The 25,802-nt window shown below is 71.6% G+C and carries 31 protein-coding genes; 18 read left to right on the top strand and 13 right to left on the bottom strand.

The features are described 5' to 3' along the window. Position 1: 1 nt before the first annotated feature. The 5 genes from rpmB to LNK82_RS38370 all read left to right on the top strand — a co-directional run bounded on the left by rpmB (position 2) and on the right by LNK82_RS38370 (position 2,165). Entirely contained in the window at positions 2-241 is a 240-nt protein-coding gene (gene rpmB, locus LNK82_RS38390) for a 50S ribosomal protein L28 (RefSeq protein WP_230571769.1), read from the top strand. Next, on the top strand, positions 241-408 hold the full coding sequence (gene rpmG / locus LNK82_RS38385; RefSeq protein ID WP_230571768.1) for a 50S ribosomal protein L33: 168 nt from the start codon (positions 241-243) through the stop codon (positions 406-408). The genes rpmB and rpmG overlap by 1 nt, the downstream gene beginning before the upstream one ends. Next, positions 408-704, top strand: coding sequence for a 30S ribosomal protein S14 (gene rpsN / locus LNK82_RS38380; protein WP_230571767.1), 297 nt, complete (start codon positions 408-410; stop codon positions 702-704). The genes rpmG and rpsN overlap by 1 nt, the downstream gene beginning before the upstream one ends. Positions 705-709: 5 nt before the next feature. Continuing rightward, positions 710-943, top strand: coding sequence for a 30S ribosomal protein S18 (rpsR, locus tag LNK82_RS38375; RefSeq protein WP_230571766.1), 234 nt, complete (start codon positions 710-712; stop codon positions 941-943). Between the two features lie 208 nt (positions 944-1,151). Next, positions 1,152-2,165, top strand: a complete 1,014-nt coding sequence (locus LNK82_RS38370) for a TerC/Alx family metal homeostasis membrane protein (RefSeq protein ID WP_230571765.1) — start codon at positions 1,152-1,154, stop codon at positions 2,163-2,165. On the opposite strand, the gene LNK82_RS38365 is transcribed toward LNK82_RS38370, so the two are convergent. Next, positions 2,151-2,501, bottom strand: coding sequence for a hypothetical protein (locus LNK82_RS38365; protein ID WP_230571764.1), 351 nt, complete (start codon positions 2,499-2,501; stop codon positions 2,151-2,153). The genes LNK82_RS38370 and LNK82_RS38365 overlap by 15 nt on opposite strands. Between LNK82_RS38365 and LNK82_RS38360 the strand changes: the two genes are divergently transcribed. After that, positions 2,500-2,709, top strand: coding sequence for a hypothetical protein (locus tag LNK82_RS38360; RefSeq protein ID WP_230571763.1), 210 nt, complete (start codon positions 2,500-2,502; stop codon positions 2,707-2,709). The two genes, LNK82_RS38365 and LNK82_RS38360, sit on opposite strands and share 2 nt — an antisense overlap. On the opposite strand, the gene LNK82_RS38355 is transcribed toward LNK82_RS38360, so the two are convergent. Further along, positions 2,697-2,870 carry a hypothetical protein gene (locus LNK82_RS38355; RefSeq protein WP_230571762.1) on the bottom strand — a complete coding sequence of 58 codons (174 nt, stop codon included), beginning with the start codon at positions 2,868-2,870 and terminating at the stop codon, positions 2,697-2,699. The genes LNK82_RS38360 and LNK82_RS38355 overlap by 13 nt on opposite strands. 68 nt (positions 2,871-2,938) lie before the next feature. Beyond that, a complete protein-coding gene (locus LNK82_RS38350) occupies positions 2,939-3,721 on the bottom strand; it encodes an MBL fold metallo-hydrolase (RefSeq protein WP_230571761.1) in 783 nt (260 codons plus the stop codon). Positions 3,722-3,806: 85 nt separating this feature from the next. On the opposite strand from LNK82_RS38350, the gene LNK82_RS38345 reads away from it, so the two are divergent. Further along, entirely contained in the window at positions 3,807-4,403 is a 597-nt protein-coding gene (locus LNK82_RS38345; RefSeq protein WP_230571760.1) for a CGNR zinc finger domain-containing protein, read from the top strand. Positions 4,404-4,614: 211 nt separating this feature from the next. Then, a complete protein-coding gene (locus LNK82_RS38340; protein ID WP_230571759.1) occupies positions 4,615-5,784 on the top strand; it encodes a cytochrome P450 in 1,170 nt (389 codons plus the stop codon). 44 nt (positions 5,785-5,828) lie between these two features. Here the strand turns inward: LNK82_RS38340 and LNK82_RS38335 are convergent, their stop codons facing one another. Continuing rightward, positions 5,829-6,371, bottom strand: a complete 543-nt coding sequence (locus LNK82_RS38335; RefSeq protein WP_230571758.1) for a TetR/AcrR family transcriptional regulator — start codon at positions 6,369-6,371, stop codon at positions 5,829-5,831. A gap of 85 nt (positions 6,372-6,456) precedes the next feature. On the opposite strand from LNK82_RS38335, the gene LNK82_RS38330 reads away from it, so the two are divergent. Continuing rightward, positions 6,457-7,647 carry an FAD-dependent monooxygenase gene (locus tag LNK82_RS38330; RefSeq protein WP_230571757.1) on the top strand — a complete coding sequence of 397 codons (1,191 nt, stop codon included), beginning with the start codon at positions 6,457-6,459 and terminating at the stop codon, positions 7,645-7,647. Here LNK82_RS38330 and LNK82_RS38325 read toward each other — a convergent pair. Further along, positions 7,640-7,837 carry a hypothetical protein gene (locus LNK82_RS38325; protein WP_230571756.1) on the bottom strand — a complete coding sequence of 66 codons (198 nt, stop codon included), beginning with the start codon at positions 7,835-7,837 and terminating at the stop codon, positions 7,640-7,642. The genes LNK82_RS38330 and LNK82_RS38325 overlap by 8 nt on opposite strands. Before the next feature lie 38 nt (positions 7,838-7,875). On the opposite strand from LNK82_RS38325, the gene LNK82_RS38320 reads away from it, so the two are divergent. Together LNK82_RS38320 and LNK82_RS38315 are read left to right on the top strand one after the other, a co-directional pair. Then, positions 7,876-8,349 (top strand): hypothetical protein, encoded by a 474-nt coding sequence (locus LNK82_RS38320; protein ID WP_230571755.1) that lies wholly within the window; start codon positions 7,876-7,878, stop codon positions 8,347-8,349. 151 nt (positions 8,350-8,500) lie between these two features. After that, entirely contained in the window at positions 8,501-8,875 is a 375-nt protein-coding gene (locus LNK82_RS38315) for a DUF3592 domain-containing protein (protein ID WP_230571754.1), read from the top strand. Between the two features lie 8 nt (positions 8,876-8,883). Here the strand turns inward: LNK82_RS38315 and LNK82_RS38310 are convergent, their stop codons facing one another. Then, positions 8,884-10,710: a DNA/RNA non-specific endonuclease gene (locus tag LNK82_RS38310; RefSeq protein ID WP_230571753.1), complete on the bottom strand. Its 1,827-nt coding sequence runs from the start codon at positions 10,708-10,710 to the stop codon at positions 8,884-8,886. A 261-nt stretch (positions 10,711-10,971) separates the two neighbouring features. Between LNK82_RS38310 and LNK82_RS38305 the strand changes: the two genes are divergently transcribed. Further along, the gene (locus tag LNK82_RS38305) at positions 10,972-12,204 is read left to right on the top strand and encodes a S8 family peptidase (protein WP_230571752.1); all 1,233 of its coding nucleotides are present in this window, start codon (positions 10,972-10,974) and stop codon (positions 12,202-12,204) included. A 13-nt stretch (positions 12,205-12,217) separates the two neighbouring features. Here the strand turns inward: LNK82_RS38305 and LNK82_RS38300 are convergent, their stop codons facing one another. Further along, positions 12,218-12,841 (bottom strand): response regulator, encoded by a 624-nt coding sequence (locus LNK82_RS38300; RefSeq protein WP_230571751.1) that lies wholly within the window; start codon positions 12,839-12,841, stop codon positions 12,218-12,220. 11 nt (positions 12,842-12,852) lie between these two features. Further along, positions 12,853-13,920 (bottom strand): sensor histidine kinase, encoded by a 1,068-nt coding sequence (locus tag LNK82_RS38295; protein ID WP_230571750.1) that lies wholly within the window; start codon positions 13,918-13,920, stop codon positions 12,853-12,855. A gap of 454 nt (positions 13,921-14,374) precedes the next feature. On the opposite strand from LNK82_RS38295, the gene LNK82_RS38290 reads away from it, so the two are divergent. After that, the gene (locus LNK82_RS38290) at positions 14,375-14,953 is read left to right on the top strand and encodes a hypothetical protein (RefSeq protein WP_230571749.1); all 579 of its coding nucleotides are present in this window, start codon (positions 14,375-14,377) and stop codon (positions 14,951-14,953) included. Here the strand turns inward: LNK82_RS38290 and LNK82_RS38285 are convergent. Next, entirely contained in the window at positions 14,893-15,189 is a 297-nt protein-coding gene (locus LNK82_RS38285; RefSeq protein WP_230571748.1) for a hypothetical protein, read from the bottom strand. The genes LNK82_RS38290 and LNK82_RS38285 overlap by 61 nt on opposite strands. Positions 15,190-15,232: 43 nt before the next feature. Continuing rightward, positions 15,233-18,013, bottom strand: coding sequence for an AbfB domain-containing protein (locus LNK82_RS38280; RefSeq protein ID WP_230571747.1), 2,781 nt, complete (start codon positions 18,011-18,013; stop codon positions 15,233-15,235). Positions 18,014-18,130: 117 nt separating this feature from the next. Between LNK82_RS38280 and LNK82_RS38275 the strand changes: the two genes are divergently transcribed. Together LNK82_RS38275 and galK are read left to right on the top strand one after the other, a co-directional pair. Next, positions 18,131-19,132 (top strand): LacI family DNA-binding transcriptional regulator, encoded by a 1,002-nt coding sequence (locus LNK82_RS38275; RefSeq protein WP_230571746.1) that lies wholly within the window; start codon positions 18,131-18,133, stop codon positions 19,130-19,132. Continuing rightward, a complete protein-coding gene (gene galK, locus LNK82_RS38270; RefSeq protein ID WP_230571745.1) occupies positions 19,129-20,241 on the top strand; it encodes a galactokinase in 1,113 nt (370 codons plus the stop codon). The genes LNK82_RS38275 and galK overlap by 4 nt, the downstream gene beginning before the upstream one ends. 31 nt (positions 20,242-20,272) lie before the next feature. Here galK and LNK82_RS38265 read toward each other — a convergent pair whose 3' ends face one another. Then, positions 20,273-20,563 carry a helix-turn-helix domain-containing protein gene (locus LNK82_RS38265; protein ID WP_230571744.1) on the bottom strand — a complete coding sequence of 97 codons (291 nt, stop codon included), beginning with the start codon at positions 20,561-20,563 and terminating at the stop codon, positions 20,273-20,275. 45 nt (positions 20,564-20,608) lie between these two features. Further along, the gene (locus LNK82_RS38260; protein ID WP_230571743.1) at positions 20,609-20,872 is read right to left on the bottom strand and encodes a hypothetical protein; all 264 of its coding nucleotides are present in this window, start codon (positions 20,870-20,872) and stop codon (positions 20,609-20,611) included. A gap of 299 nt (positions 20,873-21,171) precedes the next feature. Here LNK82_RS38260 and LNK82_RS38255 point away from each other — a divergent pair, with 299 nt between their 5' ends. Both LNK82_RS38255 and LNK82_RS38250 read left to right on the top strand, forming a co-directional pair. Next, positions 21,172-22,683 (top strand): alkaline phosphatase D family protein, encoded by a 1,512-nt coding sequence (locus tag LNK82_RS38255; protein WP_230571742.1) that lies wholly within the window; start codon positions 21,172-21,174, stop codon positions 22,681-22,683. Next, positions 22,680-23,888 (top strand): hypothetical protein, encoded by a 1,209-nt coding sequence (locus LNK82_RS38250; RefSeq protein ID WP_230571741.1) that lies wholly within the window; start codon positions 22,680-22,682, stop codon positions 23,886-23,888. The genes LNK82_RS38255 and LNK82_RS38250 overlap by 4 nt, the downstream gene beginning before the upstream one ends. Before the next feature lie 321 nt (positions 23,889-24,209). On the opposite strand, the gene LNK82_RS38245 is transcribed toward LNK82_RS38250, so the two are convergent. Next, complete coding sequence (locus tag LNK82_RS38245) at positions 24,210-24,599, bottom strand: MmcQ/YjbR family DNA-binding protein (RefSeq protein ID WP_230571740.1); 390 nt, start codon at positions 24,597-24,599, stop codon at positions 24,210-24,212. Between the two features lie 93 nt (positions 24,600-24,692). Between LNK82_RS38245 and LNK82_RS38240 the strand changes: the two genes are divergently transcribed. Continuing rightward, positions 24,693-25,766 carry an epoxide hydrolase family protein gene (locus tag LNK82_RS38240; RefSeq protein WP_230571739.1) on the top strand — a complete coding sequence of 358 codons (1,074 nt, stop codon included), beginning with the start codon at positions 24,693-24,695 and terminating at the stop codon, positions 25,764-25,766. Positions 25,767-25,802 lie beyond the last annotated feature (36 nt).

The raw sequence follows: 25,802 nt of genomic DNA, 5'->3' as shown, positions 1-25,802 counted from the left end.
TGTGTCCTCGCGCCACTGCCGGCTGACCGGCCGCAAACCGGGGTTCGGCAAACAGGTCTCGCACTCGAACCGGCGCACGTCGCGCCGGTGGCTGCCCAACACGCAGCGCCGCCGGTACTGGCTGCCCTCGGAGAACCGGCACGTCGTGCTGACCCTGTCCACCAAGGCGATCAAGACGGTGGACCGGCGCGGCATCGAATCGGTGGTCGCGGAACTGCGCGCCCGGGGGGAGAAGGTCTGATGGCCAAGGGCAACGACGTCCGGCCGATCATCAAGCTCCGCTCCACGGCGGGCACCGGCTACACCTACGTCACCCGCAAGAACCGGCGCAACTACCCCGACCGCATGGTGCTGCGCAAGTTCGACCCGGTCGTGCGCAAGCACGTCGACTTCCGCGAGGAGCGCTGATGGCCAAGAAGTCCAAGATCGCCGCGGACCGGCGGCGGCGGGAGGTCGTCGCCCGGCACGCCGAGCGCCGCGCGGAGCTGAAGGAGATCATCCGCACCGACCCCGAGCGCCGCGACGAGGCCCAGCGGGCGTTGCAGGGGTTGCCCCGGGACGCCAGCCCCACCCGGCTGCGCAACCGGGACGCCGTGGACGGCCGCCCCCGCGCGTTCAACCGCGCGTTCGGCCTGTCCCGCATCCGACTGCGCGAGATGGCGCACCGGGGCGAGCTGCCCGGCGTCAGCAAGTCGAGCTGGTGAGCCGGGTGGCCAGGACCGGACGCGCGCCGAAGCGCCGGGTGAACCTGCTGAGCAAGGAGGGCGTGACCACAGTGGACTGGAAGGACGCGACCCTGCTGCGGAAGTTCATCTCCGACCGCGGCAAGATCCGCTCCCGCCGGGTCACCGGCCTCACACCGCAACAACAACGCCAGGTCGCCACCGCCATCAAGAACGCACGGGAGATGGCGCTGCTCCCCTACCCCGGCACGGGGCGGTGACCGGACGGGCCGCCGCCGTCGGGACGGCGACGGCCCGTCCCACTTCTTGACCATCGCTTTACTCACCGGACGCGGTGCCCGATACTGGGGTCGAGGGGAGTACTTCCCAAGTGCCCGGCCGGTCAGTACGGACATCCCGAGAGGTGTCCCCGGTGGGCCGCCCGCCAGGGTGAAGGAGACCTCGGACTGCCACGTTCGAGGAGCCTTGATGCCTGTGCACGTCGCCGTCGCGGCGAACCCCGCCGACTCCGTCGGGTCGCCGGTCCTGTGGTTGATCAGCATCGCCGTCCTGGTCGCGCTGCTGATCGCCGACTTCGTGGTCACCCGCCGTCCGCACGACGTGTCGATGCGCGAAGCCGCGGGGTGGTCGGTGTTCTACCTCACGCTGCCGGTGGTGTTCGGCCTCTGGCTGTGGAGCACGGCCGGCAGCGACCCGGCGCTGGAGTTCATGACCGGGTTCGTGGTCGAGAAGTCCCTGTCGGTGGACAACCTGTTCGTGTTCATGCTGCTGCTCGCGGCCTTCGCGGTCCCCTCCGAGGTGCAGCAGCGCGTGCTGCTCTACGGCATCGTCGGCGCCTTGGTGTTGCGCGGCGTGTTCATCGCGGCCGGCGCGGCGATGCTGTCGGCGGGCACGTGGGCGTTCCTGGTGTTCGGGCTCATCCTGTTCGCCTCGGCGGTGAAGCTGCTCCACGACGCGGTCAGCGGACCCGCCGCCGAGCGTGACGTGTCGCGGATGCGGTCGGTCCGGCTGTTGCGGCGGCTGATGCCCGTCACCGACGACTACCGCGGCACCCGCCTCACCGTGCGCGAGCACGGCCGACGTGCGCTCACGCCGTTGGCCGTCGTGGTGGTCGCGGTCTTCGCCACCGACGTGGTGTTCGCCGTCGACTCGGTGCCGGCGGTCTACGGCATCACCGACGACCCCTACCTGGTGTTCGCCACGAACGCGTTCGCCCTGCTCGGCCTGCGCGCCCTGTACTTCGTGCTGCACACCGCGCTGGCCAAGCTCGTCCACCTCAACCACGGGCTGGCGATCATCCTGGGGTTCATCGGCGCGAAGCTGGTGCTGCACTGGGCGCACGGCATCTGGCCGGGCGTGCCCGAGATCCCCACCCCGGTCTCGCTGGTGGTGATCATCGGCGTGCTCGCCGTCGTCACCGTGACCAGCCTGCGCAGCCGGCGACGCGCCGACGAGGAGGAGGCCGCGTCACCGCCGGGCTGATCGGTCGCGCGCGCCGACGATCCCGGGCACGACGGCCAGTACCAGGACGCCGCCGCCGGCTGCGCCCGAGACGGCGACGGCGACGTCCACCAGGCCCTGGCTCCTGGCGCGGGTGGCGGGCGGCGCCGCGTCGGTGATGATCGCGGTGCCGGCGACCAGGCCGAGGTTCCAGCCGACGCCCAGCAGGGCCAGGGCCACCGCGAACGAGACCGCGGAGCCGGCCGGACAGCGGTGACGACAGGTACATCGCGCCGATGTGGACGGCGATGACGAGCCCGAGGCGGCGGCGCCGTGGCCGTGCATGTGGACCGGCGTCATCGTCATGATCGCGACCATGACGAGCTGGGTGAGCACCATGACGAGCACGCCGACCCGCGCACCGGGCCGGTGGCGTTCGTCCGACCGCCTCGCGCGGCCGGTCGTCCGGCTGGTCGAAGGTGCGGACCGGCAGCAGCGGGTCGGGGCGCAGCCAGGCCGTCAGGACGAGGGCGGCCACCGCGTAGGCGACGCCGGCGAGCAGGAACGGCCCGGTCAGGTGGGGTAGGCCGAGGGCGGTGGCGAGGTCGCCGGTCGGCGCGGCGCGAACAGGGAGACGAACAGCAGGACGGCGTCCCTCAGGACGGCGGCGGCAGCGACGCCCGCGCTGCCCACCGCACCGGCCAGGTACCCGGCCGCCATGCCGGCGCCGCTGAGCACTAGGGCCACGCCCAGGACGACCAGGCTGCGGCGCTGCGCGGCCGTGACGTCCCCGGCCGGCGCGGGCCTCGACCCGGTCAGCCCCGGTCACCCAGGTCGAGGCGGTCGAGCAGCCCGGCGGCGGTGAACGCCTCCACCAGGTCGTCGCGGCCCTCGGTGAAGTGCGCCCAGCTGTCGTAGTGGACGGGCACCACCTGGCGCGCGCCGAGGATCCCGACGGCCTCGGCGGCCTGGGCGCTGTCGAGGACGATGACCGCGCCGTCGAACAGGATCGGGAACCGGGGAGCGCCCGCGAACAGGATGGCGGTGTCCACCGGGCCGAAGCGCTCGGCGACCTGCCGGACCGCGTCGAGCGAGGCGTTGTCGCCGCTGACGTAGACGGTGGGCAGGCCGTCGCCGGTCAGCACGAAGCCGACGACCTGGCCGGTGAGCGGTTCGACCTCGGCGCGGGCCAGCGGACCGTGGATCGCGGGCACGCCGGTCACGGTGACCGTGCCGCCGTCGGGGCGGTCGAGCCGGACCGACTCCCAGTCGGCGAGTCCCCTGGCCCGCCCGCCCAGCCGCTGTGCGCCACCGGGCGTGGTGAGGGTGAGCGGGACGTCCGCGAGCAGCGCCCGGCCGGCGCGGTCGAGGTTGTCCGGGTGCTCGTCGTGGGAGAGCAGGACCACGTCGACGACGCCCAGGTCGGCCGGTGCGGCGGCGGACGGGGCCGTCTTGGTCAGCAGGCCGCGCGGCACGGGGTAGTCGCCCGGCGCGTCGAACGTGGGGTCGGTCAGGAAGCGCAGGCCGCCGTGCTCGAACAGGGCGGTCGGGCCGCCGAAGACGCGGACGGCGAGTCGTTCGCCGGTGGGGCGGGTCATCGTAACCTCACGGATGATCAAGGGGCTATCCGTGAGGGACGGTAGCCCGTTCTCACGGAAAAGCACAACTCGTACCATGAGAGCCATGACGGACGCCCCGGTCGACGACGCCGCGCCGCCGCCCGCCCCCGGCGCGGAGGACTACCTCGCCCTCGACTTCGTCAACAGCGCCGTCGCGCTGCCCGGCGGGCAGTTCACCGACCTCCTCGGCACGCCCGAGGGCACGAACCAGTGGCTCTTCGAACGCGGTCTCGCGCCGGCCGACGCCGGGGTCCGGGAGATCTGCGCGTCGCAGCTGCGCTCGTTGCGCGAGCAGCTCAGGTCGCTCTTCGCCGCCCGCGTCGCCGGGGTGCCCGCCCTGCCGGCGGCCCTGTCCGCCGTCAACGACGCGCTGAGCAAGGCGCCGACGGCCGCGCTGCTGCACTGGGACGAGCGGACCGGCCCGTACCGCGCGACGCCGTGCCCCACCAACGAGATCCTCGACCGCGCGCTCGCGACCCTCGCCGCCAACGCCGCCGACCTCCTCACCGGCCCCGACGCCGACCGGCTGACCCACTGCGGCTCGACCCCGTGCAACCGCTACCTGCTGCGCCACGGCCGCCGCCACTGGTGCTCCACCCGCTGCGGCGACCGCGCCCGCGCCGCTCGCGCCTACGCCCGGCGCACCCGGAAGGGGGGCTGACAGCCCGTCGCCACTACTGTCCTTTGTGGACAACTCAGCGATGGTCCACAGGCTCGTGACCTCCCGGTCGCAAGTGGACGCGTAGGTCGAAACGCGTTGTGACGGAGCGTGTCCGAGCGGCGCGTGTTGTCCCACGTTGGTGGGATTCGGGCCGGCGGCGGGTCTTTTCACACCGGGAAGTGGCACCGTGGTCCCCTGGGGGGAATTCGCGATGAGCACCGAAATGCGCCGGTTCCGGCGGGACCCGCTGGCGTCGATCGAACACCTGCGTCACCGTGCCCCGGCAGCGGTGTTCCGGCTGCCGTGGGGTGACTGGTGCGTGGGCGACGCGGACCTGGCGCGGGCGGTGTTGCGCGAACCGGAGTTCAACGGCGGGATGTCCGCGTTCTTCGGGAGCCTGCTGCCGTCGCGCTCGAACCAGGTGGCGGTCGGCCGCGCGGTGCGGGACCTGCTGCGGGCGCGCGTGCCCGACTTCCGCGACGGGCTGGCCGCGGCGGTGGCCGACCTGCCCGCGACGAGCAGGTGGCCCGCGGCCGGGACCGCGCTGGTGCACCGGTCCTTGGCCGACCTGCTGCTGCACCCGCGCACGCCGTCCCGGCTGCGGCGGACGGTGGAGCAGGCCGCACGCGGCGGCGTGCTGGTCCGCCCGCCGCACGTGTGGCAGCGGGCGTGGGCGGAGGTGCTGCGCGGCAGGTTGCTGACCGGCGTGGCCGAGGAGGTGGCGCAGCGCAGGGCGAGCGGGACCGGCGAGCCGCGCGACGTGCTGGACGCCGTGATCGGGACGTGCCCCGGCGGGATGACCGACCAGGCCGTGGCCGAGCTGTTCGTGGTGCTGTTCCGCGCGATCGTGGCGCCCGTCGGCTGCACGGTGGCGTGGTCGGTGCTGCTGGCCTGCCTGCACGCGCCGGGCTCGCCGTGGCCGTGGCCGGTCGACCGGGTCGTGCGCGAGGCGTTGCGCCACCGCCCGATGGCCTGGATGGTCGTCCGCCCGGCGCCGGCCGGGTTCGGCGACGTCCCCGTGCGGGCCGGCGAGGTGCTGTCGGTCAGCCCCTACCTGGCGCACCACGACGAGCGGCACTGGACCGACCCCGACGCGTTCCGGCCCGACCGCTGGGCCGAACCGGGCGGGCACGGCCCCTACCTGCCGTTCGGCACGGGTCCGTTCACCTGCGCCGGCGCGCTGCCGGCCCAGGTCCTGATCACCGCGACGGTGACCGCGCTGACCGACGGCGCCCGCCTGACCGTCACCGGGGGCGACGAGCGGCCGGTCCTGGCCGACGGCCTCGTCCCCCGTCCTTTCACCCTGCACCGGAGTGCGGAGGAGGTGAACGACCATGACCGCTGCGTTGCGACGCGTCTTCACGAACCAGACCGGCCGTAGGTGGAACTGGGAGTAGGGCTCGGCGGCCCGGGTGACCCGCGTGGTTACCCGGGCCGGCCCGTCAGCGCGGCGTGGGCGGCGTCCACCGCGGCCGTGCGCAGGGCGTCCACCGGCTCGTCGGCGAAGACCAGGACGCAGTCGGCCAAGCCGCCCAGCGCCACCGTCGCCCGGGTCGCGTCCGCCAGCGACGGGTCGTCGCCGACCAGCAGCGCCGCCAGCCGCAGGCGCCAGTCCAGGACGCGGTCGACCAGGCCGAGGTCGGCCAGCGCGACCAGCTCCCGCACCATGAGCGCGACGACCTCGCGGTGCTTGAAGTGGAAGTCGAAATAGCCTTCCAGCAGCGGTCGCGGGCCACCGGGCGGGCGTGACTCCAGTTCCGCCACGAACGCGTCACCGTCCTCGATCAACGGCTGGACAATGCTGCGCACCAGCTCCTCGCGTGACGCGAAGTGGTAGTAGAGCGCCGGTTTGGTGATCCCCAGGCGGTCCGCGATCTCCTGCAGGCTGGTGCCCCGCACGCCCCGCTGGAGGAACAGCTCGCGCGCCACCGCCTGCGCGCGTGCCTTCGTGTCGGAACCCCTGGCCATGCCGCTCAGCTTACCGAGCGTTCAGTAAGGCGTTGCGCGTCGAAGCCCACCGCACTTACCATCCGTTAAGTAAGGAGGGGGTGTCATGGGGGTTCTCATTTCTGGCGCCAGTGTCGCCGGTCCGGTGCTCGCGTACTGGCTGACCAGGCACGGGTTCGAGGTGACGGTGGTCGAACGCGCGCCCGGGCTGCGCAAGGCCGGCGGGCACGCCGTGGACCTGTTCCGGCCCGCGATGGACGTCGTGGAACGGATGGGCGTGCTGCCGAGGGTCGTGGAACGGGTCACCGGCACCGACCGGATGGTGGTGCACAGCCCGGGCAAGCGGTCCGTCGGGCTCGACCTGGGGCGGTTGTTCGACGCCGTGTCGGACCGGCACGTCGAGATCATGCGGGACGACCTCGCCGAGGTGTTCTTCGACGCCACGCGCGCCGACGTGGAGTACGTGTTCGGCGATTCGATCACGTCCGTCTCCGCCGACGGCGTCGTCACGTTCGAGCACGGCGCGACGCGGCGGTTCGACCTGGTGGTCGGCGCGGACGGGTTGCACTCGAACGTGCGGCGGCTGGTGTTCGGCGACGTGCCGGAGCTGTTCATCGGCGCGTACTTGGCGGTGCTGTCGCTGCCGGACCACCTGGGGCTGCAGAACTGCACGGTCGCCCACGCCGACGTCGACCGGATGGCCGCGATCTACACCGCCGAGCACCTGCCGGACGCGCGGGCGGTGTTCCTGTTCCGCTCGGGGCGGCCGCTGGAGTACCACCACCGGGACGTGGCGCGGCAGAAGGAGTTGCTGCGCCAGGCGTACGCGGACATGGGCGGTGAGGTGCAGCGGTGGCTGGCGCACCTCGACGGCACGTTCTACTTCGACTCGATCACGCAGCTGCGGATGGACACGTGGTCGCGCGGCCTGGTCACGTTGGTCGGCGACGCGGGCTTCTGCCCCGGTCCGGCGGTCGGCGGCAGCACGAGCCTCGCGGTGGTCGGCGCGTACGTGCTGGCGGGCGAGCTGGCGGCGGCGGGCGGTGACCCGGCGGTCGCGTTCCCGGCGTACGAGGCGGAGATCGGCGACTACGTGCGGCGCAGCCGGGCGTTCGCGGTGGGCGCGGCGAAGCGGCTGATCCCCGGCAGCAAGCGGGAGCTGTGGGTGATGCGGCAGGCGATCCGGGCGTTCGGCCACTTGCCGCCGCCGCTGGGTCGGGCGTTGGCGCGGATGAACGGCAACGGCGTGCGGCTGCACGATTCCGTGGTGCTGAAGGACTACGCGGCGGTCAGGTGAGCCGGTCGACCACCTCGGCCGGCGACGGCATGGTGGCGATCTCGATCGCGAGGCGGCGGGCGCCCGCACGGGCGGCGTCGTCCACGAGCAGCGCGGCCAGCCCGTCGACCGCCTGCCGCAGCACGTCGGTCGAGGCGGAGGCGGTGCCCAGGGTCAGGTACACGAACGGCCGCGAGCCCCGTTCGGGCACCTCGCCCGGGCCCGACCGGTCGCAGCGGGACGCGGTCGGTGGCGCGGAACTGCGGCGACTGCACCGAGTCCGGGCAGATGTCGACGCCGCGGGTCGGCGGGGGCGTGACGCCGAGTTCGGCGGCGAGCGCGTCGAACGACGCCACCATCGCCTCCGACATCGGCCCCGGCGACACCCGGCCGAACGTGTGCGCGATCGTGGTCACGCCCGCCCCCGCGCCGGCCGGCGCCGCGCCGAGCGTGGCCAGGTCGTGGACCGGCAGGTCCGGCCGGCGGGCGCGCAGCAACGGCGTCAGGTCGAGGAACCACCCGCGCGGCAGCACGTCGCCGATGACGTGGCCGATGCCCCGATCGGTGGGCTCGACCCCGGCGAACGCCTCGGCCATGCCCATCCCGGCGGGCACGGCGCGCAACCCGGCTTCGCGCAACGCGGGCAGGAACGGCTCACCGGCGGCGAACCCCACGTCGTGCCCGGCGTCGCGGGCGGCGAGGGCCGGCGGGATCGAGGGGTAGGTGTGTCCGTGGGCTGCGAGCGCAGCGAACATCAAGCGCACTCTCCAGCCCACCGCCGGAAATCCGCGCGCCGCCGGCGTTCACCACCCGGTGAGGTGACACCCGATAAGATCCGCTCGGGGGCCGGTCGCTTGACACAGGGGGAACCGCGGTGCTCAGAGCTGTGATCTTCATCGTCTCCGGCGTGGCCATGATCGCGTTCGGCGGCTGGCTCGTGCTGGACGACCGGCGCTTGGTCGACGCGCAGGCCGAGGTGGTCAGGGTCGCCAAGGCGGACGGTGGCGACTGGAAGTCGACCGTGCGGTTCACCACGGCCGACGGCGAGGAGGTCACCGAGACCCTCCCGCCGTCCGACCGGAAGCCGGCGCAGGGCGACCGGGTGCAGGTCAGCTACCGGCCGGACAACCCCAGCGCCGCGCACTTCCCCGAGGACGGCCAGAACCTGTACCTGTGGCCCGGTATCGGGCTCGGGCTGGTCGTGGTCGGCGTGGGGTCGATCTTCTGGTTGCGGCGCCGTCCCCGCTGACGCTCGGCTCACCACTGGATGTCGCTCAACGCCTCCAGGGGTGCGCGCTCGTCCAGGGACTCCGGCACGACCAGGGTGTCGGCCGCCGTCAGCGGCGCCGGGAACGTGAAGCCGCAGCGCTCCTCGACCTCGCCCAGCCGCACCTGGAACACGCGGAACTCGTCCAGCTCCAGCGATTCCAGCTGGTTCAGGTTCTGGGTCAGCACGAACGCCCGCGCCTTCAGCGTGCCCGCCGAGGTGAACGCGATCACCTTCCAGTACTCGCGCGGCAGCGCCACGCCGCGGAACACGCGGTCGTCGGACCGGAACACCGGGCCCCCGTAGACACTCACGCGCAGGTCGTCGACATCCACGTCGGACAGCACCGCGTCCTCGAGCCTGCCCCACAGGCCCTGCCGCATGCTCTGGTTGAAGTCGTCCATCTGGGGCGTGATGTTGGTGAAGAAGAACGAGTCGACGTTCGCCTTCTGCGCCACCGCCTTCGGGCCCCACAGCAGGTCGGCGCGCCGGGCCAGGTGGCCGCGGTCGAGCCGGTTGCCCCGGTACAGCTCGTCGCCGACCTGGAACTGCGCCGGCAGCCGCGGGTCGAGCACGAACGGGATGCCGGTGCGGTTGATCGACTTCAGGTCGCCGCCGTCGATGTTCCACGCCACCCAGAACGCGAACCGCCGCGACTTGCTCTGCGCCAGCGAGAAGTGCGTGTAGTCGACCACCACGGACCCGTTCAGCTCGACCGCGTCGGCCCGCGCCGCCTCGCCGAGCTCCGGCACGCCGACCGGCGTGCCGAGGAAGTTCTCGTCGAACCCGACCAGCGCGGCGGCCTCGACCTTGCGCGGCGGCGTGAGCGTGATGCCCAGCTTCTCGAACACCGAGCCGGGCAGGCACGCCAGCGCGTGCTCGTCGGGGCTGTCGCCCGCCTCGCCCGCGAAGTGCAGGCCCGCCAGGGTCTTGCCGGTCTTGCCGTTGGACGCCTTGAACACCCACGCGGAGCCGGAGTCGCCGCCCATGCTGATCTCGCCGTCGGCGGCGGGCCGCGCCGGGTCCGGCCCGATCTCGAAGCAGCCGATCTGCCGCTGACCGACGCCGGGGCCGTAGTCGATCTTGACGAGGGTGTCCACGCGCCGGACCACGCCGTGCGTCACGCCGGTCGTCCGACCGCTCTTGACGACCTTGTCGCCCAGCTCGGGCTCGCCGATCCGGTCCACGCGCACGCCGAGGTCGAGGATCTCCGCCTCGAACCGCCGGTCCTCGATGGTGGCGATGGCGCAGTCGCCCGCCGCGCCGAGGTGCGACCGGACGAGCCGGCCGAGCCGGTTGCGGTCGGTGCGGTTGTCGTCGTGCACGCCGGGCTGCACCATGTCCTCGCCCAGCGCGCCGTTCGGGCCGTGCAGGACGTGCCAGTTGCTCAGCGCGTACGGGGTGCCGTCGACGCGGTCGTAGACGACGCAGCCGAACGTGCCCGCGGAGACGCGCACGTGCCCCACGCTCACGCCCGGCGCCACCGGGTCGACCCGCGTCTTGCGCACGTCGCTGACCGTCTCCTCCACCACGTGGAAGTCGACCCGGTAGTCGCGTTGCAGCACGTCCGTGGGCACGGGCACGCCGTCGACCTCGATCGTCCCGGGCAGCAGCGCGGTGCCGAGCGCGCGCAACGCCTCGGGCTCGGCCTTCTGCCGGACGGTGAACTGGATGGCGATCTCGTCCGTCGGCTTGCCGTCGGCCACCTTGTAGCCGACGCCGATCGAGGACACGTTCGGGTCGCGCAGGTAGTCGGCGCCCTTGGTGCGCACGAACCGCCTCAACGACGCCGGCAGACCGTTCTTCTTCTTGACCATGAGCGCAAACCCCCTGTGTGTGCGCGCCGGTGGCCTTGCTGTCGACGTCACCTGATCCGGTGTTAGCCCGAACCCGCCGCGTTCACCCATTCGGTCTAATGACTGACCACCAAATGCAGTCTGCACCCCCGAGAAGGCTGAAAGTTGACCATCGGACGACTGATCGTTGAACTCTGATCGGACCTGTCGCCGCTCCTGTGCACGTGCTGTGGTTCAAGGACGAGCACGTTCCCCGACGAAACCCTGCTTGTTGGAGGAGCCGTGAAGATCAGACACGTGACGGTGGCGGGCGCGCTGGTGGCCGGCCTCGTCACCCCGACCGCGTACGCCGCACCGGCGCCGTACGCCGCGCCCGTGCTGTACGCCGACCGCACAACGGCCGTGACCGGCAGTTACATCGTGGTGTTGAAGCGGCACGAGGACGTGGCCGCCACCCGGTCCGCCGCACCGAACGTCACGTTCACCTACCGGACGGTCCTGCCCGGGTTCGCGCTGCGCGCGAACGCCTCGGAGGTCGCACGGCTCGCCGCCGACCCCCGCGTCGCCTACATCGCCCAGGACGCACGCGTCCGCCTCACCGCGGAGGACCTCGCCGCGCGGCCGTTCGCCGGGCCGGACATCACGACGCAGGACCTCGTGGTCCAGCCGGACCCGCCGTCGTGGGGCCTGGACCGGATCGACCAGCGCTCCCTGCCGCTGGACAAGAAGTACTTCCACCCGAACACCGCGTCCACCGTGCGGGCGTACATCTTCGGCACCGGCATCCGGTACACGCACCAGGAGTTCGACGGCGCGGCCGTGCCCGGGTTGGACACGGTAGGCGGCGTGACCCCGCCCGGCAACGACTGCAACGGCCACGGCACGCACATGGCGGGCACGGTTGGCGGCCGGACCACCGGTGTGGCGAAAGACGTGACCCTGGTGTCCGTGCGGGTGCTGAACTGCCAGGGCTCCGGCACGTACTCGCAGATCATCGCGGGCATCGACTGGGCTACGCACGACGCGGCGGCCAGCGGCCGGCCGGCGGTCGCGCTGATGACGCTCGGCGGCGGGCTGAACCAGGCGTTCAACGACGCCATCACCAGGTCGATCAACGCGAACGTGCACTACTCGGTGGTGTCCGGCAGCTCCAACGCCAACGCGTGCGGCTACTCGCCCGGCAGCACGCCGTTGGCCACCACCGTCGGCGCGACGGACGCGAACGACGTGAAGGCGAGCTTCTCCAACTTCGGCACGTGCATCGACGTGTGGGCGCCGGGTGTGAACATCACGTCGGCGTGGGGTACCTCGGACACCGCGTACTCGACCATCAGCGGTTCCACGGCGTCGGCGCACGCGGCGGGTGTGGCGGCGCTGTGGCGGCACCGGTTCCCGGGTGACTTGGCGGTGGCGGTGGCGGAGGCGTTGCGGGCCAACGCCACTCCAGGCGTGATCACCAATCCCGGCGTGGGGTCGCCGAACCTGTTGCTGTTCATGGGGATGGTCCCGGTGTAGGTCCTGCGTGGACCTACAGGAGGCCTCGGTCGCGGGCGTAGACGGCGGCCTGCGTGCGGTCGCGCAGGCCGAGCCGTCCGAGGATGCGGGAGACGTGGTTCTTCACCGTGCCCTCGCTGAGGTGCAGGCGTCCGGCGATCTCGCGGTTCGTCCGTCCCCCGGCGACCAGCCGCAGCACGTCCACCTCGCGTTCGGTGAGCCCGTCCGGCCGCTCGGTCCCCAGCGCGGACGCCAGCCGGGCCGCCGCGGCCGGGTCGAACTGCACCACGCCCGAGTGCGCGAGCCGCACCGCCGCCGCCAGTTCGACGGCCGGCCGGTCCTTCAGCAGGTACCCGCTCGCACCCGCCTTCAGCGCCCGGACCACGTACGCCTCGTCGTCGAACGTCGTCAACATGACCACCCGCGCCCGTTCACCACGACGGCGCAGTTCCGCGAGCGCGTCGATGCCGTCCATCACCGGCATCCGCACGTCCATCAGCACCACGTCCGGATCTTCGGCGACCACCAGCTCGACAGCGGCCTCCCCGTCGCGGGCCGTGCCGACGACCGCGATGCCCGGCTGGATGTCGAGCAGGGCGGCGATGCTCTCACGGATGAGCTGCTGGTCGTCCACCACGACCACGCGCACGTCACTCACGCGGTCCCCCTTCACACCGTCCCCCTGGGCACGACCACCGTCAGCCGAGTGCCCGCCCCACCGTCCACCTCGACCGACCCACCGACCAGTCCGATCCGCTCGCGCACCCCGCGCAGGCCGAAGTCCTCCCGTTCCGCCGAGAACCCGGGCCCGTCATCGGCGACGACCAACCGCGCCTGCCGGGGTCCGCAGTGCACGGTCACCGTGACGTCTGAGCCGCCGGCGTGGCGCATCGCGTTGGTGATCCCTTCCTGCGCGGCCCGGTAGAGCGCCAACAGGGTGCCGGGGGCGTAACGGGATTCATCACCCGTGCAGGCGACGGACACCCCCAGCCCACCGGCCAGGCGCGCCAGCGACTCGGCCAACCGGAAGGGCTCGCGCATGGCCCGGACGGACGTGCGCACGTCCTCCAACGCCCGCCTCGCGGACTCCCGCGCGTCCTCGATCGCCTGATCCGCCACCGCCGCGTCCCGTTCCCGGAAGACCGACGCCTTCTCCAGCAACACCGACACCGCGGTCAGGTGGTGCCCGAGCCCGTCGTGCACGTCCCGCGCCACCCGATTCCGCTCAGCGGCGGCCGAGAGCTCGGCCATCGCCAACGCCAGCACGAGCCCGATCCCGAACATCAACAGGTCGGACACGTGCTCGACCGACCGCGTCCACCCCGGCTCGGTGAGCTGGAACGCGACCACCAGGAAGACCGCCGTGCCGACCCCGACCCCGACCGCCACCACCCGCCCGAACGCGAAGTACGCGCCGAACGGCAACAGCAAGAACAACACCCGCGCCATGCCCGACCCGTCGGCGAACGCGACCACCACCACCAGCCCCGCCTGAACCGCCAACACGACGCCCGCCCGAACCCGAGACCCGACCACTGAGAACCGGGAATCGACCGCCGACGGTCGCGACCCGAGCGCCGGATACCGCGACCCGAGCACGTCGACCAGCACGAGCGCGACGAGACCGGCGACGAACGGCAGCCACCGCGTCTCCCCGAGCCCCGCCAGCCCCGCGTAGCCACCGGCCACCATCACCACACCGCACAGCAGCGGCGATAACCACGACAGAGGACGCACCCCCGCAGGCTACGTCGCACGCCCCGACTTCCGCGCCTGCCGCCGGAGGCCGGTGCCGAGGGGCGACGGTGATGGGCTGCTTCAGCCCGGTCCGCCCGCGACGGGCTGCCGGGGGGCCGGAAGCCGCCAGTGGCGGGTGCCGCGAGCCCGTGCCGCCCGCGGTGGAGCTGCCGGCGGCCGGAGCAACCGGTGGTTGGTAGAGCGCCACAGCCCCGAGCCTCCAGTGGTGGATGCCGCAGGCCCAACCCGCCGGTGGTCGGGGCGCAGGCTCCGGTGGTTGAGGGCGGCCTCTTTGTTCAACCGACGTTCGAGGGCTTCGGAAACGGCGTTTTGGTTGATGCGCATTTTCAGGTTCACCCGATAGTGGCGGTCGGCGGCACGTGCCGATCGACACCCCCGACACTGGCCGCCCGGCACTCCCGGCGCCCCGACCTGCGGCAATACCGTCCCCAGCATGACGTTCCTGCTGCGATTCGGCGCCTTCTGCGGCACGCTCTCGGGCCTCTTCATCGCCCTACCGGGAGCGATCGAGGCGTTCACCGGCGAAACGACCGCCACCAGCCTCGTGCTCGGCGTCTCCCCCGCCCTGGCCGCGCCGCTCGTCACCGCCCTCCACCTCAAACAACCCCGCACCACCCTCGGCTCGGTCGGCTACGCGGCGAACATCGTCGGCCTCGGCCTGTTCGGCGCGGCGGCCTACACGGTGAACATCGCCCTGTTCCACCTCGACCAGCCGACGCTCGCCGCACCCACCACCGCGGTCCTCACCGCCAGCGCCCTGATCTTCGCCCTCGGCACGATCACGTTCGCGATCAGCATGATCAAGAGCCGCGTCCACCCGCCCATCCCGGTGTGGACCTACGCCATCGCCCTGCCCGTCTTCACCTTCGCCACCCGCCTGCCCGACTCCCTGTTCACCAGCGCCCTGCACGTCGTCGTCGGCGGCGCGCTCGTCTGGCTCGCACGTTCGGTCTACCCGGCCAACCGCCCGGCCACCACCAGCAGCAGCACGATCACCGCGAGCGCCGCATAGGGCACGTAGACCCTGGGCCGGCCGTGGGTGCCCGCCCACGTCCACACCGCCGACACCGCCCACACCAACGCGGTGCCACCCGCGGCCACGATCATCGGCACCCGACCGTACGAACACACACCCGACACCGAGTAGTCGCAACTACCCGTCGGAGTGAACGCCATCAACCCGTACACCATGGCGATCGGCGCGAGAACGCACAGCAGCACCGTGCCGAGCACGGCGAACCCTTTCATGGACCCGCACGGTAGCAGCACCACCGTGCGGGTCCACAAAGGACTACGGAGCCCAGGGCGCGATCACGGCCCAGCTCACGTCCGCGTCGTACGACGTCGGGTTGTCGTACGCGTGAGCACCGCCGTTCACCGCCACCCACACCTCCTCCGCGTAGTGCCGCACGCTCGCGCCCAACTCGTTCACCGACGCCAGCCGCACGCCACCGGCACCGGGCTGAGCGCAGAACGTCGCGTCCCGCCGGAACAGGTCGCTCCCGTCCGACGCCCCCAACCGCACCCGGAACGCCGCGTGCCGCAGGTACTGCCCCGGGTAGTTGCGCGACTCGAACGAGTAGCACGACGGCTCCGCCAGCCCACGCCGCACGACGAACGTCGCGTCACCCTTCAGCAACGCCGAACTGCCCGCGTTCACCACGTCGGTCCGCGCCAAGCCGTCCTGGTGCCGCAGGTACCGGTCGGTGAAGCCGGCCGTCGTCACCCGGAACGACCGCGCCTGGTCCAGCGGGAGGTCCGCCCCGCTGCGCCAGAGCGGCACGACCGCCGCCCACGTCGTGTCCGCCGCGAAGCTCGTCGCGCTGTCCCACGGGTTCGTCCCGCCGGACCGCGCCAGGTACACGCCCTCCTGGTAGTGCCGGATGAACTGGCCGGGCAGGTTACGCGACTCCAGCACCGTGCCGCCCGCCCCGGCCCGCGCGCAGAACGTCGCGTCACCGGCGAAGGCCGCCGACCCGTCGTTGGCGTCCGACCGCACGCGCGACGCGGAGTGCCGCAGGAACCGCCCCGGGAAGTTGCGCGACTCGAACGACAGGCACGCCGCGTCCGACAACCCCGGCCTGGCCCAGAACGTGGCGTCCAGCCGTCCCGTGTCGTCGGAGATCACGTCGGTGCGCGCCAGGCCGTCCCGGTGCCGCAGGTGCCGGTCGGTGTAGCCGGGTGTGGTCACCCGCAACGAGATCACCTCGCCGCGCCCGACCTCGGTGCCGTTCGCCAGTGCCAGCACCCGCCGGTTGACGTCGCGCACCCGTGCCTCGGACATCTTCAGCACCTGGCGGTCGTAGGTGTAGAAGCCGTTGACCTCGTTCTCGACGTCGTACGGCTCGGTGTACACGGATGCCGACAGCCCGCGCGTGTGCACGAACCGACCGACCTCCTTGGTGATCTCCACGTACCGCCCGGTCAACGACGCCTCGTCCGGGAACAACTCGCCGTACGCGAACCCGGCGCCCGGCTGCCACTCGTGGCCGACGACCCGCCGGCCCAGCCCGCCGAACTCGCCCAGCACCGCGACCCGGTTGGCGTCGGGCAGGCGCGTCGCGCTCGACATCTGGTACGCGTGGTCGTCGATGACGTCGCCGTTGCCCGGGTCGGGGTCGGAGACGCAGCAGTTCGAACCCGAGTTGTGGTTGATCAGCCGGGTGTTGTCGATCGACCGGACCAGGTCCACGATCCGGCCCGCGTCGTACTCGCCCCAGCCCTCGTTGAACGGCACCCACTGCACGATCGACGTGATGCCCCTGAGCTGGTCGACGATCCGCCGCAGCTCGGACTCGAAGTGCGCGCGCCCGTTGGGCACGTCGTCCACCGCGTCCAGCGACGGCATGTCCTGCCACACCATCAGCCCGAGCCGGTCGGCGTGGTAGAACCAGCGGGCGGGCTCGACCTTGATGTGCTTGCGCACCATGTTGAAGCCGAGCGCCTTCTGCCGCTCCAGGTCGAACCGCAGGGCGGCGTCGGTGGGCGCGGTGTAGATGCCGTCGGGCCAGTAGCCCTGGTCGAGGGTGCCGAGCTGGAACACGAACTTGCCGTTGAGCAGCGGTCGCATCACGCCGCCGACCACCGCCTTGCCCAGCGACCTCATGCCGAAGTACCCGGTGACGACGTCGCTGCCCAAGGTGACCCGCAGGTCGTAGAGGAACGGGTCGTCCGGCGACCACAACCTCGCGTTCGGCACGGGGACGCGCAGGTGAGCGCCCACCGTGCCGCTCGCCGTGCCGACGACCTGCCCGCCCGACAGCACCTCGGCGCGCACCGGCTGGCCCGCCGTGCCCTGCACGACGAGGTCGAGCACGCCCGCCGGCACGTCCGGCGTGGTGTCCAGGCGCGTGATGTGGTTGGCCGCGACCGGCTCCAGCCACACCGTCTGCCAGATGCCGGACGCCGCCGTGTAGAAGATGCCGCTGGGGTCGCGGCGCTGCTTGCCGATCGGGTACTGGCTGCCGTCGACGGTGGACCGCACGCCGACGATCACCTCGTTCGCGCCCGTGCGCAGCGCGGGCGTGATGTCGAACGAGAACGCGTCGAACCCGCCGGTGTGGGTGCCGACGTTGACGCCGTTGACCCAGACGCGGGTCTCCCAGGTGACCGCGCCGAAGTTCAGCTTCACGCGGCGGCCGTTCCACCCGGCCGGTGTGGTGAACGTGCGGCGGTAGAACATGTGGTCCTCGTGCCGCTTGATGCCCGACAGCGCGGACTCGATCGGGTAGGGCACCAGGACGCCCTCGGCGAGCGTGCGGCCGAACGGCGGCGAGGACAGGTTCGGCGCGCCGGCGAACTCCCACACGCCGTTGAGGTTGAGCCAGTCCGACCGGACCAGCTGCGGGCGCGGGTACTCGGGCAACGCGTTGGTCGGCGACACCTGCCCCGTCCACGGGGTGGTGAGCGGCGCCGGTTTGGGCTGCCAGACGGCCGCGGCGGCGGTGCCGGGCAGCGCGACGAGGAAGGTGCTGAGGACCAGCAGTCCGGTCAGGCCGGACGACAGCTTGCGCATGGGTGGCTCCACGATCGGCAGGGTGCTGGTGACGTGGGTGCTCGTGACCTGGGTCACTTGAGTTCTTACATCGTTGATACAACGTTGTAAAGCGGCTGACCGGCCGGCTACGATCCCGGTCGTTCCCGAGAGTCCCCGTTGAAGACCCCGACCCGAGAGCACCGGAGGCACCGCTTGGCCACGCTCAAAGACGTCGCCGCGCTGGCCGGCGTGTCGGTGAAGACGGTGTCGAACGTCGTCAACGGCTACGCGTTCGTGAAACCGGAGAACCGCCGCCGGGTCGAGGAGGCGCTCACCGCCACCGGCTACCGGCCCAACATCGGCGCGCGCAACCTGCGCCGCGGCCGGACCGGGTTCGTGGCCCTCGTGCTGCCGGAGCTGGTGGTGCCGTACTTCGCGGAGCTGGCCGGGCTGGTGCTCGGCGCGGCGCAGGAGGAGGAGTGGAACGTGCTGATCGAGCAGACCCTGGGCACCCGCGAGGGTGAACGGGACACGCTGGCCTCGCTCGGCCCGCACATGATCGACGGCGCGATCGTGAGCCCGGAGGCGCTCCAGGCGCGCGACTTCGGCGAGCTGGCGCCTGGCATACCGGTGGTGATGCTCGGCGAGCACTCGGTGGACCTGCCGATCGACCACGTGGGCATCGACAACGTGGAAGCGGCACGGGTCGCCGTGGCGCACCTGGTCGGCCTCGGCCGCACCCGGATCGCGGCGATCGGCGCGCACCCCCACCGCGGCACGGCGGCGCAGCGCCTGGAGGGCTACCGGCTCGGGCTGGCCGAGGCGGGTCTGCCGGTGCGCGACGAGCTGGTGGCGACGGCGTTGAACTACCACCGCCGCGACGGCGCGGAGGCGATGGCGCGCCTGCTCGCCGCCGACGAGCCGCCGGACGCGGTGTTCTGCTTCAACGACCTGCTCGCGGTGGGCGCGGTGCGCGCCGCGGCCGAACGCGGCGTGCGGGTGCCCGCCGACGTCGCGGTGGTCGGGTTCGACAACACCGAGGAAGGCACGTACAGCCTGCCGACGCTGACCACGGTCGCGCCGGACAAGGCCGCGATCGCCCGGGCGGCGGTCGACCTGCTGCGGCGGCGCGTCGACGACCCGGGACGGCCGCCGGAGCACGTGCGGACGCCGTTCTCGTTGGAGGTCCGGGAGAGCACGAGGGGTGGGGCATGACGCGCGACGGGGTCTTCGAGGCGCCGGGTCGGATCAACTTGATCGGCGAGCACACCGACTACAACGACGGTTTCGTGCTGCCCATCGCGTTGCCGCACGTCGTGCGGATCACGGCGGCGCGGCGGGACGACGGCGTGCTGCGGTTGTCGTCCCGGCAGGCGTCGGGCGTGACCGAGATCCGCGTGGTCGACCTCGTGCCGGGTGCGGTGACCGGGTGGGCGGCCTACGTGGCGGGCGTGGTGTGGGCGTTGCGCGAGGAGGGTCACCCGATCGGTGGGTTCGGCCTGCTCGTGGACGGTCAGGTGCCGTTGGGCGCGGGGTTGTCGTCGTCGGCGGCGCTGGAGAGCGCGACCGCGTTGGCGGTGACCGAGCTGTCCGGTGTGTCGCTGGACCGGCGGTCGTTGGCGCGGATCGCGCAGCGGGCGGAGAACGAGTTCGTCGGCATGCCGTGCGGGATCATGGACCAGTCGGCGTCCCTGCTGGCGCGGGAGCGGCACGCGTTGCTGCTCGACACGCGCTCGATGGAGACCGAGCACATCCCGTTCGACCTCGCGCCTGCCGGGCTCACGTTGCTGGTGGTGGACACGAAGGCGCCGCACCGGTTGGTGGACGGCGAGTACGCGGCGCGGCGGCGGGACTGCCACCGTGCGGCGGAGTTGCTCGGGGTGCCCGCGTTGCGGGATTGGGATGGCGGCTTGGATGGTCTGGGGCAGGACCTGCCGGAGCGGCTCGGGCGGCGGGTGCGGCACGTGGTGACGGAGAACGCGCGGGTGGCGCGGGTGGCGGACCTGCTGCGCGCCGGGCGGATCCGCGAGATCGGGCCGTTGTTGACCGAGTCGCACGTGTCGTTGCGCGATGATTACGAGGTGACCGTGCCGGAGCTGGACGTCGCGGTGGAGGCGTTGGTGGCGGCGGGCGCGTTGGGGGCGCGGATGACCGGTGGTGGGTTCGGTGGTTGTGTGATCGCGTTGGTGGAGGAGATGGCGGTGCAGGAGTGCACGACGGCGGTTCTGGAGGCGTTCGCCGGGCGTGGGTTCGCGAGGCCGGACTGCTGGACGGCGGTGGCGGCGGCAGGTGCGCGTCGAGCGGACCACGTGCCGGTGGTGTGAGCGGGTCGGTGGTGTGAGCGGGCTGGGTCGGCTATTGCCCGGTGTCGGTGTCGTGGAGCGTTCTGCTGCCGTCGACGGCCGCGCGCAGGAAGCTGTCGCGCTCGGTCGACCCCAGGCGCGGTCCGAGCGCGTCGGCCAGGTCTCGCACCGTCGCCACCATCAGGCCCCGGGTGGTGCCGGCCTCCAACCGCTGCACGGTGCGCACGCCTACGGCGGCTCGTTCGGCCAACGTTTCTTGCGTCAGGGCCTTCCGCTTTCGCGCCTGTCGGAGCAGCGCGCCGAACTCCGCGGCTGCCGACCCGTCGTCCTCCGATGAGGTCACTTGCCTGTCGGCTCCGCTACCCGGCCTGTCGCTCGGCTGCCCGGATCACGGTGGAGGACAGGCCACGAACCGGCCGACCATGGCGGGTTGGCCGATTTTTTCGAGCAGAGCCGGTTCTCCCCGGCTGCCCGCCCGCCTCTCGGGCATCGCCATCCACCCGGCGGTGCCGCCGGCGACCAGTGCGTGCAGGACGGTCATGGTGAGCTGCAGCGGAGTCGGATGACCGTCGAACCCGGCGACGATCCGGGATGCGCCGGCGACCGCGAACAAGGCCACCACCGTGGCCGGGTGCGGCCGTCGGACGCGCATGGGACCAGCGTGCTGAGTCGATCATCGGTGCGCCAGGCGTACCGGTCGGCGATGCCACCGGTCATGGGAATTCCCGATCGGCTGGGACCCGAGGTATTTGGCAGGTTCTTTGGTAACCAATACAGCTCATAGTTGGACACCCATTCACCTGCACTGTCGTCCTTCGGCCCCCTCGCACGGCCCTCGACAACGCTTCGGCCACTCCACCGGGCGTACACGTCGGGGATGGCCACTGATCACCTTCGGCGTGTACGCAGTACCGGAACGCGTTCTTCCCGGCCCTGCACCGAAGGAGAGCTGTGTCCCCACTGACCCGACGAACGCTCATCGCCGGCGGCATCGCGAGCGCCGGCGCGACGGTCCTCGCCCCCACCACGGCGAACGCCATCTCCTACCCGTTCACGCTGGGCGTCGCCTCCGGTGAGCCCGTCGCGGACGGCTTCGTCATCTGGACGCGCCTCGCGCCCAGCCCGCTCAACGCCGACGGGCTCGGGGGCATGGGCAGCGCCTCGGTCGCGGTGGAGTGGCAGGTCGCGACGGACCAGCGGTTCACCCAGATCGCGCGCAGCGGCACGGCGACCGCGACGCAGTCGTGGGCGCACAGCGTGCACGTCGAGGTGTCCGGCCTGCAACCCGGCCGCGAGTACTTCTACCGGTTCCGCGCCGCCGGGCACATCTCACCGGTCGGGCGCGGCGTCACCGCGCCCGCGGTCGGCACGAGCCCGTCGCTGACCATGCTCTTCGCCTCCTGCTCGCACTACGAGGAGGGCTACTTCACCGCGTACCGGCGGATGGCCGAGGAGAACCCGCACCTCATCCTGCACCTGGGCGACTACATCTACGAGGGCGCGGCCACGACCACGAAGGTGCGCAAGTTCGCGCCCGGCGTGGAGATCGCGGGCCTGGCCGACTACCGGGTGCGGCACGCGCAGTACAAGACGGACGTCGACCTCCAGGCCGCGCACGCCGCCGCGCCGTGGCTGGTCGTGTGGGACGACCACGAGGTCGAGAACAACTACGCGGACCTGGTGCGCGCCAACACCTCCCCCGCCGGCGACTTCAAGGTGCGACGCGCGGCGGCGTACAAGGCGTACTACGAGCACATGCCGCTGCGGGCGGCGCAGGCCCCGGTCGCGGAGAACATGCAGCTGTACCGCCGGGTCCGCTGGGGCAGCCTGGCCACGTTCCACATGCTCGACACCCGCCAGTACCGCGACGACCAGGCGTGCGGCGACGGCACGAAGGTGTGCGCGGAGGCCGACGACCCGGCGCGCACGCTGCTCGGCGGCACGCAGGAGACGTGGCTGCTCGACGGCATGCGGCAGAAGCTCGGCACCTGGGACTTCCTCGGCCAGCAGGTGTTCTTCGCGCAGAAGCTGGCCTCGGCCGACGGCGCGAAGTCGATGGACTCGTGGGACGGCTACAGCGCCAACCGCGGTCGGCTTCAGCGCGGCTGGGACGCGGCGGGCCTGCGCAACACCGTCGTGCTGACCGGTGACGTGCACCGGTCGTGGGCCGCCAACCTGATGAACGACTACGCCGCGCAGGACCGGATCGTCGGCACGGAGCTGGTGACCACGTCGATCACGTCCAGCGGCGACGGCAACGCCACCGACACGGGCCTGTCGAGCCTCAACCCGCACGTGAAGTTCTACAAGAACCTGCGCGGCTACGTCCGCACCGTCACCACACCGTCCCAGATGAACGTCGACTTCCGCTTCCTGGACCGGGTCACCGTTCGCGACTACCCGGTCCGGACCTTGCAGAGCTACGTCGTCCAGGCGGGCAACCCCGGATTGCAGGCGCCATGAACAAGCTGACCGTGATGGTGGTGGCGCCGTTGATCGCGGCGCCCATGCTGCTGGGTGCGGGCACCGCGTCCGCGGCGGTGTCGTGGATCGCGGCGAACAGCACCGCCACCGGCGACCAGGACAACGCCGCCGTGGCCGCGGTGCGCAACGGCTGGACCGCCGTGGTGTGGGAGGACGACCGCGACGACGCCACGCCCACCGACCCCGTGCACAGCGACGTGTGGATCCGCCTGTTCAAGGACGGCGTGTCCCGGTACGAGAAGAAGCTGTCCACCAGCGGTACGGGCAACTGGCGGCACGTCCAGCCGGACGTCGCGGTGCACGACAACGGCACCGCGGTCGTCGTGTGGGCCGACGACGGCGAGGGCAACGGCTACTACAACATCCAGGTGCGGGAGCTGAACACGAGCGGGACGGTGACCGGATCGGCGCGGGCCAACGCCAACACCGACGGCCAGCAGCTGAACCCCGCCGTGGCCGCCGATCCCGACGGCACCGGTTTCGCGGTGGCGTGGGAGGACAAGCAGAGCACCACCAACCCCACGGTGCGCGTCGCCGGTTTCGCGTCCGTGACGTCGAAGACCTACGAGGCGCAGGTGCACGCGGCGGGCGGCACGCACCAGCGGCCGGACGTGGCCATGGGCGCGGCGGGCAACGCCATCGTGGTGTGGGACGAGGACGGTGACGGCAACGGCTTCTTCAACATCGGCCGGAAGATCCTGACGCCGTCGGGTGGGGTGAAGGTCGCGCAGGGGGCGGTGAACGCCGGCGGCGACGGCCAGCAACGACGGGCCGTCGTGGCGGCGAACTTCAACGGCGATCACGCGGTGGCTTGGGAGACGGACCACGCCGGCACGGCGCAGGTGGGTGTTCGGTCGTTCGCTGCTGGTGGTGGGGCGCGGACGGTTGCGGACACGGTGGTGGCGGGTGTGGACCCTCAGGTCGGTATCGACGACCAGTTGAACGTCGTGGTGTCGTCGGTTGAGGGGCAGGACGTGGTGACGCAGGGGCTCAACCCGGATGGCACGGTCGCGGGTCGGCTGCCGCGCCAGGTGACGGTGTCGACGGTGACGGGCAGGCAGGACGAGCCCGCGGTCGGGGTGGATGCTTGGGGGCAGATCACGGTGGTGTACACCGATGACAATGATGGGAATGGGTTCGATCAGGTCTATTTGGGGACTGGGATGGTGAACAGCACCTGGTGAGGGTGGTGTTGGTCGCTGGAGATCAAAAGCTGTCCTCGCCGGACGGGCAGATCAGCAGGATGACGGCCGGTTCGGTGGTTCTGTTCCGGGTCCGTTGTCGGCCGGGGTTCGTGTCATCCCACCGACCTCCCTACGGGCTACCACACGTATCAAGGGGCGGTTCCAGCCCATCGTTCCTGTTGGGGTGGGACCGCCCCCTTGACATGCGCGGCAGGGCGGAGCCAGGTCGGCGGGATGACACGAAGCCCTTCCTTTGGGGAAGGGCGGTGTCAGTGGACGGGAAGGGTGTGGTGGTGGCGGGGGTGATGGTGGCGGGGTTGCTCAGTGGTCGGACTCGTATTGCTTTGCGAGGCGTTTCGGGGCGCGGGTCAGCCAGGCTTCGGTCAGTAGTTCGGTTAGTTCGTCGAGGTCGATCTCGGCCAGCCGGACCAGGATGGCGGAGTAGCCGTCGAAGTGCGGGGTCGTGAAGTAGACGGTTGGGTTGTCGGCGAGAAGGGCTTCCTTTGCGCCCAGGTCGGGCACGCTCGCGGCAAGAACCGGGCCGTCTGGGGCGGTGGGGCCCAAGGCGGCCAGGTCGCTCTTGCGAAGGGGTCGGTCCCAGGCGAAGGCCTTGTCCTTTACCCGCCACGCCGGTCGTTGGTCGTACGACGGGCGTTCGGTTACCTCGGGCAGCGCCATGGCGATGCGCTGCACGTCATCCCAGGTGGCCATGGGCTCACGATAGACGCCGTTGGTCGTTGGCGTTGCCAACGAAGTTGGTATATCGTCGGGCTTACCAACATTGGTGAGACCAACGGAGTGATGATGATCAAGCCTTTTGTCCTCGACGTGCCGCAGGCCGAGTTGGACGACTTGGCCGACCGGTTGGCGCGGACGCGGTGGCCCGAGGAGTTGCCGGACGCCGGGTTCGACTACGGGTTCCCCGTGGCGCGGGTTCGCGCGTTGGTGGATCGCTGGATGAACGGGTACGACTGGCGGCGGCACGAGGCGGAGTTGAACGCGTTGCCGCAGTTCACGACCGAGGTCGACGGACAGCGCGTGCACTTCCTGCACGTCCGGTCGGCCAAGGCGGACGCCTTGCCGTTGGTGCTGGTCCACGGCTGGCCGGGGTCGGTGCTGGAGTTCTTGGACGTCATCGAGCCGCTGTCGCAGGACTTCCACCTGGTCATCCCCTCGATCCCCGGGTTCGGGTTGTCCGGGCCGACGACGTCGCGCGGGTGGGACGTCGACCGCGTGGCGCGGGCGTTCACGGAGGTGATGAACCGGCTCGGGTACCGGCGGTACGGCACGCAGGGTGGCGATTGGGGTTCCGGGATCGCGAAGGCGATGGCTGCCGCCGCGCCCGACAACGTGGTGGCGGTGCACGTGAACTACCTGCCCACGCCGCCGGTCGAGGGGGTTGAGCTGTCCGGAGAGGACAGTCGGCGGTTGGAGCGGATCAAGGGGATGATGCGCAGTCGGCCCGGGTACCAGGTGCTGCACGCGACGCGACCGCAGACGGTGTCCTACGCGTTGACGGACTCGCCGGTCGGGCAGTTGGCGTGGATCGCGGAGAAGTTCACCGAGTGGGTCGATCCGGCCTCGGAGATCGACGTCGACCGGGTGCTGACGAACGTGATGCTGTACTGGCTCACCGGGACGGCGGGGTCGTCGGCGCGGTTGGCGAAGGAGACGGGGATCGTGTCCAACGCCTGCCCCGCGCCGTTGGGTGTGGCCGTGTTCGCGCACGACATCGTGTTGTCGGTGCGGCCGTTGGCGGAGTTGGCGTACCGGATCGAGCACTGGAGCGAGTTCGACCGGGGCGGGCACTTCGCGGCGATGGAGGTGCCCGAACTGCTCGTCGGGGACATCAAGGAGTTCTTCGCCGGCCGCGCGTGAACGCTCGGGCGTGGGTCACGACTCGGCTCTGAGCTG

Origin of the sequence: Saccharothrix luteola, from assembly GCF_020859565.1 — a bacterium.
GTDB lineage: Bacteria > Actinomycetota > Actinomycetes > Mycobacteriales > Pseudonocardiaceae > Actinosynnema > Actinosynnema luteola.
The sequence above is the reverse complement of the archived record's forward strand: the minus strand, read 5'-3'. Positions and strand labels throughout refer to the sequence as shown.

Coding starts and splice junctions, on each gene's coding strand:
- galK (WP_230571745.1), top strand. CDS start 19,129: ATGACGCGCGACGGGGTCTTCGAGGCGCCGGGTCGGATCAACTTGATC.
- LNK82_RS38310 (WP_230571753.1), bottom strand. CDS start 10,710: ATGGTCAAGAAGAAGAACGGTCTGCCGGCGTCGTTGAGGCGGTTCGTG.
- LNK82_RS38365 (WP_230571764.1), bottom strand. CDS start 2,501: ATGGTCGCGATCATGACGATGACGCCGGTCCACATGCACGGCCACGGC.
- LNK82_RS38335 (WP_230571758.1), bottom strand. CDS start 6,371: ATGGCCAGGGGTTCCGACACGAAGGCACGCGCGCAGGCGGTGGCGCGC.
- LNK82_RS38245 (WP_230571740.1), bottom strand. CDS start 24,599: ATGGCCACCTGGGATGACGTGCAGCGCATCGCCATGGCGCTGCCCGAG.
- LNK82_RS38345 (WP_230571760.1), top strand. CDS start 3,807: ATGACGGACGCCCCGGTCGACGACGCCGCGCCGCCGCCCGCCCCCGGC.
- LNK82_RS38285 (WP_230571748.1), bottom strand. CDS start 15,189: ATGAAAGGGTTCGCCGTGCTCGGCACGGTGCTGCTGTGCGTTCTCGCG.
- LNK82_RS38290 (WP_230571749.1), top strand. CDS start 14,375: ATGACGTTCCTGCTGCGATTCGGCGCCTTCTGCGGCACGCTCTCGGGC.
- LNK82_RS38340 (WP_230571759.1), top strand. CDS start 4,615: ATGAGCACCGAAATGCGCCGGTTCCGGCGGGACCCGCTGGCGTCGATC.
- LNK82_RS38370 (WP_230571765.1), top strand. CDS start 1,152: ATGCCTGTGCACGTCGCCGTCGCGGCGAACCCCGCCGACTCCGTCGGG.
- rpmG (WP_230571768.1), top strand. CDS start 241: ATGGCCAAGGGCAACGACGTCCGGCCGATCATCAAGCTCCGCTCCACG.
- LNK82_RS38360 (WP_230571763.1), top strand. CDS start 2,500: ATGACGAGCTGGGTGAGCACCATGACGAGCACGCCGACCCGCGCACCG.
- LNK82_RS38260 (WP_230571743.1), bottom strand. CDS start 20,872: ATGCGCGTCCGACGGCCGCACCCGGCCACGGTGGTGGCCTTGTTCGCG.
- LNK82_RS38250 (WP_230571741.1), top strand. CDS start 22,680: ATGAACAAGCTGACCGTGATGGTGGTGGCGCCGTTGATCGCGGCGCCC.
- LNK82_RS38330 (WP_230571757.1), top strand. CDS start 6,457: ATGGGGGTTCTCATTTCTGGCGCCAGTGTCGCCGGTCCGGTGCTCGCG.
- rpsN (WP_230571767.1), top strand. CDS start 408: ATGGCCAAGAAGTCCAAGATCGCCGCGGACCGGCGGCGGCGGGAGGTC.
- LNK82_RS38350 (WP_230571761.1), bottom strand. CDS start 3,721: ATGACCCGCCCCACCGGCGAACGACTCGCCGTCCGCGTCTTCGGCGGC.
- LNK82_RS38240 (WP_230571739.1), top strand. CDS start 24,693: ATGATCAAGCCTTTTGTCCTCGACGTGCCGCAGGCCGAGTTGGACGAC.